The 6,761-nt window shown below is 72.0% G+C and carries 5 protein-coding genes and 1 pseudogene; 4 read left to right on the plus strand and 2 right to left on the minus strand.

Annotated elements, in window-relative coordinates:
• The 3 genes from G6030_RS06730 to G6030_RS06740 form a co-directional block, all read left to right on the plus strand.
• Positions 1 to 734, plus strand: a 734-nt coding sequence (locus G6030_RS06730; RefSeq protein WP_182642610.1) for an XdhC family protein, incomplete at its 5' end; no start/stop codon positions are given.
• Positions 731 to 1,906, plus strand: a complete 1,176-nt coding sequence (locus G6030_RS06735; RefSeq protein ID WP_182642611.1) for an isopenicillin N synthase family oxygenase — start codon at positions 731 to 733, stop codon at positions 1,904 to 1,906. The genes G6030_RS06730 and G6030_RS06735, both read left to right, overlap by 4 nt.
• A 225-nt stretch (positions 1,907 to 2,131) precedes the next feature.
• A complete protein-coding gene (locus tag G6030_RS06740) occupies positions 2,132 to 3,667 on the plus strand; it encodes an NAD(P)-binding domain-containing protein (RefSeq protein ID WP_241724216.1) in 1,536 nt (511 codons plus the stop codon).
• A 13-nt stretch (positions 3,668 to 3,680) separates the two neighbouring features.
• Here the strand turns inward: G6030_RS06740 and G6030_RS06745 are convergent, their stop codons facing one another.
• Complete coding sequence (locus G6030_RS06745) at positions 3,681 to 5,318, minus strand: HNH endonuclease signature motif containing protein (protein ID WP_182642613.1); 1,638 nt, start codon at positions 5,316 to 5,318, stop codon at positions 3,681 to 3,683.
• Between the two features lie 393 nt (positions 5,319 to 5,711).
• Positions 5,712 to 6,305 (minus strand): XRE family transcriptional regulator, encoded by a 594-nt coding sequence (locus tag G6030_RS06750; RefSeq protein ID WP_063973696.1) that lies wholly within the window; start codon positions 6,303 to 6,305, stop codon positions 5,712 to 5,714.
• A gap of 222 nt (positions 6,306 to 6,527) precedes the next feature.
• On the opposite strand from G6030_RS06750, the pseudogene G6030_RS06755 reads away from it, so the two are divergent.
• Positions 6,528 to 6,761: pseudogene (locus G6030_RS06755) on the plus strand (hypothetical protein); the annotation flags it as partial.

Raw genomic sequence — 6,761 nt, forward strand, 5'->3', positions numbered from 1 at the left:
CGATGGCGGCGGCGGACGCCGGCGCCGCGGGACCGGCGGTGGTGCCCGCCGAGATCGCCGGGCGGGCGAGTCGCGTGTTCGTGCACCCGCTCGTGGCCCCGCGGTTGCTGGTGTTCGGCGCGACCGCGTTCGCCGAGGCGCTGGTCCCACTGGGGGCGGGGCTGGGATACCGGGTGACGGTGTGCGATGCGAGGCCGGTTTTCGCCGCGGCCGGGCGGTTCCCCGCCGCGGAACAGGTCGTCCGGTGCTGGCCGGACGAGTTCCTGCGGCGGACCCCGGTGGACGCCACCACGGCGATCTGCGTCCTGACGCACGACCCGAAGTTCGACATCCCGCTGCTGCTCGCGGCCCTGAACACCGCCGCTGGGTACGTGGGTGCGATGGGCAGCAGACGGACCCACGCCGAGCGGGTCGCGCGGCTCTCCGAACTCGGCGTGAGTGAGGCCGAGTTGAGCCGACTCTCCGCGCCGATCGGTCTCGACCTCGGCGCCCGTACTGCTGCCGAGACCGCCCTGTCGATCGCCGCCGAGTTGGTGGCCCACCGCAGGGGCGGCACCGGCGCGCGACTGGTGGAGATGGACACGTCGATCCACCGTCGCGCGCCGAGTTCTGCTGTCCCGGCGCCTGACCCGCCGTCGCCGTCGCCGCCGTCGCCGCCGTCGCCGCCGTCGCCGCCGTCGCCCCCCCTGCCTTCGACCGACACCACCGACGCACTTCCGGGAGGAAACACATGACCACTGACCAGACCGTCCCCGACCAGACTCTCGGCCGGACCGTCCCCGACCAGACCGTCCCCGACCAGACCGCCTTCCACGTACCGATCGTGGACCTGACGCCGTACGTCGCCACCGGGTCTGACGAGGGGGCCGCCGAGGGGACCGCCGACGATCGAACCCGCGTCGCCCGCGAGATCGACGACGCGTGCTCGACGGTCGGATTCATCCAGATCGTCGGTCACGGCATCCCACCGGAGGTGATCGACGGACTGGCGGGCGCTATCGACGACTTCTTCGCCTTGCCGCTGGAGACGAAGAAGGCCTACCGCGTGGCCGGCGCCAACCGCGGGTACAGCCCGCCGAAGAGCGAATCCCTCAGTCTCAGCCTGGGGGTGGAGTCCGCCGACCGGATGAACGACTTCTTCGAGGCGTTCAACGTCGGTGTGGAGGCTCGCTCGTTCACCGGACTGGGGCTGTCGGAGGACGACTACGGCATCAACGTCTGGCCCGAGGTAGCGCACTTCCGCGAACGCGTCGAGACCTACTTCAGCGAGGCGTCCCGCGTCGCGCGCGTGCTCACGCGGGTCTTCGCCGATGCCCTGGGCCAGCCGCCGGAGCTGTTCGACCGGCTCACCGACCATTCGATCGACGTCCTCCGCATGGTCAATTATGCCCTCGACGAGGGGCCGGTCACCCTCGACGGCGACCTCCGCGGGATGGGCGAGCACACCGACTTCGGCCTCGTCACCGTCCTCTGGGCCGACAGGGTCGCGGGCCTGCAGGTTCTCGGCCCCGGCGGGGTCTGGCATGACGTGCAGCCCGTCGAGGGCGGCCTGCTGGTCAATCTCGGGGACCTCACCGCCCGCCTCACCAACGACCGGTGGATGTCGACCCTGCACCGCGTCGCCCCGCCCGTCGTCGACGGCCGGATCATGCGCCGCCGCTCGGCCGCGTTCTTCCACGACGGGAACGTCGACGCCGTCGTAGAGACCCTGCCCGAGTTCGCCGGCCCGGGCGGGGACGCCTACGACCCCGTCACGGTCCGAGACCACATCGCCGCGAAGCTCGCCGGCTCCCGTCACGGCAAGGCCAACACCGCGGCGGTCCGAGAGGCAGCCAGAGTCCGCGCGGCAGCGCACCCACTCCTCTCCGCGGCCCCGGCTGTCCACGGGCCGTCGGCTGGGCGGTGACCACCGCCGCCACACCGGCCTCACGGCGCCGTAACACCACCGAAAAGCGGCGCTGCCAGAATCAGGATCGACACCGCGACGGTGCGGTCGGCCCCGCCGACCCGGTCGCCGGGCGACCGACGCCCCGGAGGTCGAGTCATCAGTCAGGCAGCGACGCGGCGTCCGCCCGGGCACAGGACCCGGGTACGCCCGGAAGCCCCGGGCCAGACGCCACAGGAGATGTCCATGACCTCCGTGATCTCCGAGATCCCCCAGCTCGACCACGCGACCGGGTCCCGTCGCCTGCCCGACGCCGACGCCCGACTGGCGCGGCTCGCCGCGCGCGTGCGCGAGGACATCGAGACCACCAGCCACGTCCGCGACTGGATCCCCCGCGACGACAGCTCGCCCGACCTGGACGTCCTCGTCATCGGCGGCGGTCAGGCCGGGCTGGGAACCGCGTTCGCGCTGGGGCGCCAACGCATCGACCGCGTCCTCGTGGTGGACGACGGCCCGGCGGACCGCGTGGGCTGCTGGGATCGCTACGCCCGCATGCACACTCTGCGGAGCCCCAAGCACATGCGCGGCATCGAGTTCGACGTCCCGTCGCTGCACGTCCGCCGGTGGTTCGAGGCCGTCTACGGCGAGGAGGCGTGGGCGGAGATCGACCTCGTGCCGCGGCTGGACTGGAACGACTACCTGCGGTGGTATCGCGACATCACCGGCCTCACGGTTCGCCACCACACTCGGGTGACCGCCGTACACCGGCCCACGACGCCGGACGGCCCCTTCACCGTGGAGCTGACGGGCGCTGGCACGGGCGGCAATGCGGCCGGCACGTCGGTGACCGCGCGGCGGATCGTCTTCTCGCTCGGGTTGGCCGGCGGCGGCGGGCAGCGCGTGCCGGGTGTCGTCCGGTCGCTGCCACGCGAGCGGTGGTTCCACACCGAGGATCCGATCGACTTCGACGCCCTGCGCGGCCTGCGGGTGGCCGTCCTCGGTGGCGGGGCCTCGGGATTCGACAACGCTGCCACCGCGCTGGACCACGGTGCCGCGCGTGCGGACGTGTTCCTGCGCCGCGAGACCGTCCCCGGCTCCAACCCCTTGCGTTGGATGGAGTTCCCCGGGATGCAGGAACGCTTCTACGACCTGGACGACCGGGCCAAGTGGGACTTCACCCTCCTCAGCGGCGGTCTGCCGCAGCCGCCCACCCAGCACACGGTGTGGCGCTGCTTCGCCCACCCCGACTTCGCCCTGCACACCGGCTGCGGGTGGGACGGCGTCGAGGTGGTCGACGACGGCGCGGGCGGGAGCGAGCTTGCGATCGACACCCACGCCGGCCGTGTCCGTGCCGACGTCGTGATCAGCGCCACCGGATACGAGGTCGACCTGCGGCGTCGCCCGGAACTGTCCGAGTTCGTCGACGACATCGCGCTGTGGGCGGACGTCCACGACTTCGCCGCGGACCACCCCGCGGGCCGCAGCCCCTACCTCGGGCCGGGTTTCGAGTTCACCGAGCGACACCCGGGGACCGCGCCGTGGATCACGCGGCTGCACCACTTCTCCACCGGCGCACGCACCTCGATGGGGGTCACCGGCAACCAACTCTCGGGGATCTACGGCGGGATCAGCCGGATCGCGGGGACCGTCACGACGGCGATCACCCGGGAGAACTGGGGTCGCCTGGCCTCCGACTTCGCCGACTTCGAGTTCCGCGAGGTGCACACGGTCGGCCCGCACGGCCCCGCGGACGGACCGTATCCCACCCGGCCGAGGTACTGACATCGCGATGGCCTCAGAAGGGTGGCGGGACATCGTCGACCGGTCCGGGTGGTCTAATCTCGGGCTCCCGACGAGGACGCTGTCGTTCGGTCTCGGCCATCGCGCGGAACCGGCGGCGGTCAGCAGCGCGCCGGTGCCGCAGGTGCGGCCGCCGCCGCGCGATCGCTGAACCGCTGCCGGTCCGGCCCGCTTCGGCGGCCTCCTGCTGTCGGTGACTGGACTCGGAATGCCGCGGCGCGGCGAGACCCGCCAGTGGCCCGGTGGGCTGACTCGCGACGCGGGTGCCGGGGTCCGGGTCCGGATGGTTCCGCCCGTGCATCCAGATGTAGGTGCCGTCCACGTCTCGGTAGTACGCCCAGATGCCGTCGGTCTTGAGTCGGTGATGGCATCGGCACAGTGATCCCAGGTCATCGGATGTGGTGTGGCCACCCCGGTCTGGATCGTCGTGGTCGAACGGGATGATGTGATCGAGGTCCGATTTCTCGGCGGGCGTCTGACATCCTGGGAAGACGCAGGTGCCGTCGCGCCCCCGACAGAAACGTGCGAGGGCTTCCGAGGGGGTGTATCGGAGGGCGGCGTCGGAGTCGGGGTCGGCCAGGTCCGCGAGGGAATCGATCCTGCGGCGGGCGCTGCGCTCGAGTTCGTCGGCGGTGTGGCCGGTGACGGGGCCGTATCCAGCCAGCGTCACGCCGCGGTTGTCCGGGGTGCCGTCGTCGTAGGCGTTGATGATCACGCGCCGTGCGGCGGTGCGGGCCTCTGGGTCGGTGGGATGCTCGCCGTCGGGATCGGGCAGACAGGCCCACCCGCGGCTGAGGGCCAGCAACCCGGCGGCACGGAGTTGCCCGATCGACCGTGGATCGTCCTTCGAGGCGGTCCGGGCGATGGCCTCGATACGGTCCGCGATCTCCACAGCCGATTCCGCGGTGAGAGTGGCGGAGATGAGTGCCCGGTCGTCGGCCAGCGGGATCATCTCCACGTCCTCGTCCTGCCGCGCCTGGCGGGCCCGGGCGTCGGCCCCCACCGGATCGCAGGCCCGGACCGTCTTTCCGAGCATCTTGCGCAGGGGCCCGGGCCGGGGCGGATGGGTGCGGCGTCTCGTGGGGGCCAGCCCCTCGCTAATCCTCCGGTCGAGCTCCGGCATCAGGTGGTCGGCGACCATCGCCGTCTCCTCGGCGATGGTGTGGGCTGCGAGGAGCCCGATCCACCCGGTCGCCACCAGCGCCGCGGTGCGGGGGAGCCGTTCGGTGAGCTCGACGGCAGTGGTGACGAGCCTGGTCGCCCGGTGGCGAGACATACCCATCGAGACGCCGAGCATGGAGGCCGCCGTTTCCCAGGGATCGCGGTACCGGTCTCGATCGCCCGCGAGTTGCACGCAGTCGTAGGCGAAGGCGAGCGAGCGGCCCTCGGCGGCGTTGATGACTCGTTGCGCCAGGTAGCCGTGTCGCTGGTTGACGTCCCACTCGCTGAAGGCGTCGGGCACGATGACCTCCAACTCGGGCCCGGTCGCGGTGCGGAACCCCGGTGGAGGAAAGGGCGGGTCCCCGGTGTCCTCGGGGCCGGGATGGACTGCGGGGCTCTCCTCGCCGGCTCGGCTCGGTCGGTCCCGGTGCTGTCCCTCTGACTCGGACGCGCGCGTGTCTTTCGTAGCCATGATTCGACACTATGTTCGAGGTACGACATAGTCTGGCGGCATCGGCCGGAGCGGGCTCGACCGGACCCTGTCAGACGGACCGCCGAAATGGCGCGTGCGTGCGCTGACCTGCGGTGCCCTGCGGACGCCGCGCAGGGCACCCCAGGTCAGAATGTCGCCGAGGTTTCCCGGCGGGTGGCGCGGCAGGGGAGGGCCGTGTCGCGACCACTCGGTAGGTGCGTCGGCGGATTGGGGCATGCCGCAGCCCTGCCCAAGGGTCCGACCTGGGGTGCCCTGCTCGCGGTGTGCAGGGCACCCCAGGTCGCGGCCTCGGGCGACCGGGCGACCCCGAGCGCCTGGGGTGCTGAGGCGTGCGGGCGTGGGGTGGTGAGGCATGCGGCCGGACCGGTGCCCTCAGCCGGGCCTGGCCACGATGAGGCAGGCCTGCTCGCCCTGGGGGACATACCAGCGGTGGGGCAGGGTGCCGTCGTAACGGGCCACGTCGCCGACGTCGAGTCGGCTCGTCGCGCCGCCGACGTCGAGCAGGATGGTGCCGCGGGTGACGTAGAGCCACTCGTCGCCGGGGTGCTCGAAGAACCGGCCGGGGACGTGGTTGGTTTCGACGAACTCGAGGAACTGGGTACCGTTCGGGCCGCCGGGGAGGAGGCGGGTGTGTCCGCCGACGGTGCCTTCCGAGCGGGTGAGCACAGCCCCCTCTGTGGCGCGACGAATGTCCACGCCGCGATCGGGGGAGCCGGGGCCCGCTGCGGGGTCAGTGGTGGAGCTGACCGCTTCCAACAAGTGGGCCTGCGTGGTGCCGAGTGCGTGGGCCAAGCCCTCGAGCGTGGCCATGCTCGGGGCGGCCTTGCCCCGCTCGATCTGGCTCAGGAACGGCTGCGAGATCCCGGCTTGACCCGCTACCTCGACGAGCGTTAGTCCGAGCTGGCGGCGGTGGTGACGGATGCGCGCGCCGAGGCGTTCCTGGCCGTCGCCTCGAGCGGTGCTCATCTGTCCTCCTGGCGGTCTGGCGGTCTGGCGGTCTGGCGGTCTGGCGGGCGGTGGACGGGCGAGTCGGTTACACACCGGAACCACGAGGTAATCGCCCGGCAACACGGAACCACCAGACTCAGCGTTATTGACGAGGTCAATATCCCGCGTCCGGCTCGGAATGACAAGCGCTACTCCAGCGGCCGCCGCGGGACCGTTCGGCAGAGCAGGAGAACAGGGTCCGTGGACATACTCACCCTCCAGCGCGGGGCCGCCGCGCCTACGACCCCGGCCCCGAATCTGGCCCAAACACCTGCGCCGGCGCAGTGGGCACCGGCGCGCGCCGCCGCCCCCGGTACGACGGAGCACCCGCGGCAGGTCGACCGCATCGCCGGGGTGCGACTGGTCGACGGTCGCGTGGTCGACCTGGACATCGTCGGCGACACGGTCGTGGCGGTCCGCGCCCCAGGCGGCGCC

This window comes from Dietzia sp. E1 (assembly GCF_014145015.1).
GTDB lineage: Bacteria > Actinomycetota > Actinomycetes > Mycobacteriales > Mycobacteriaceae > Dietzia > Dietzia cinnamea_A.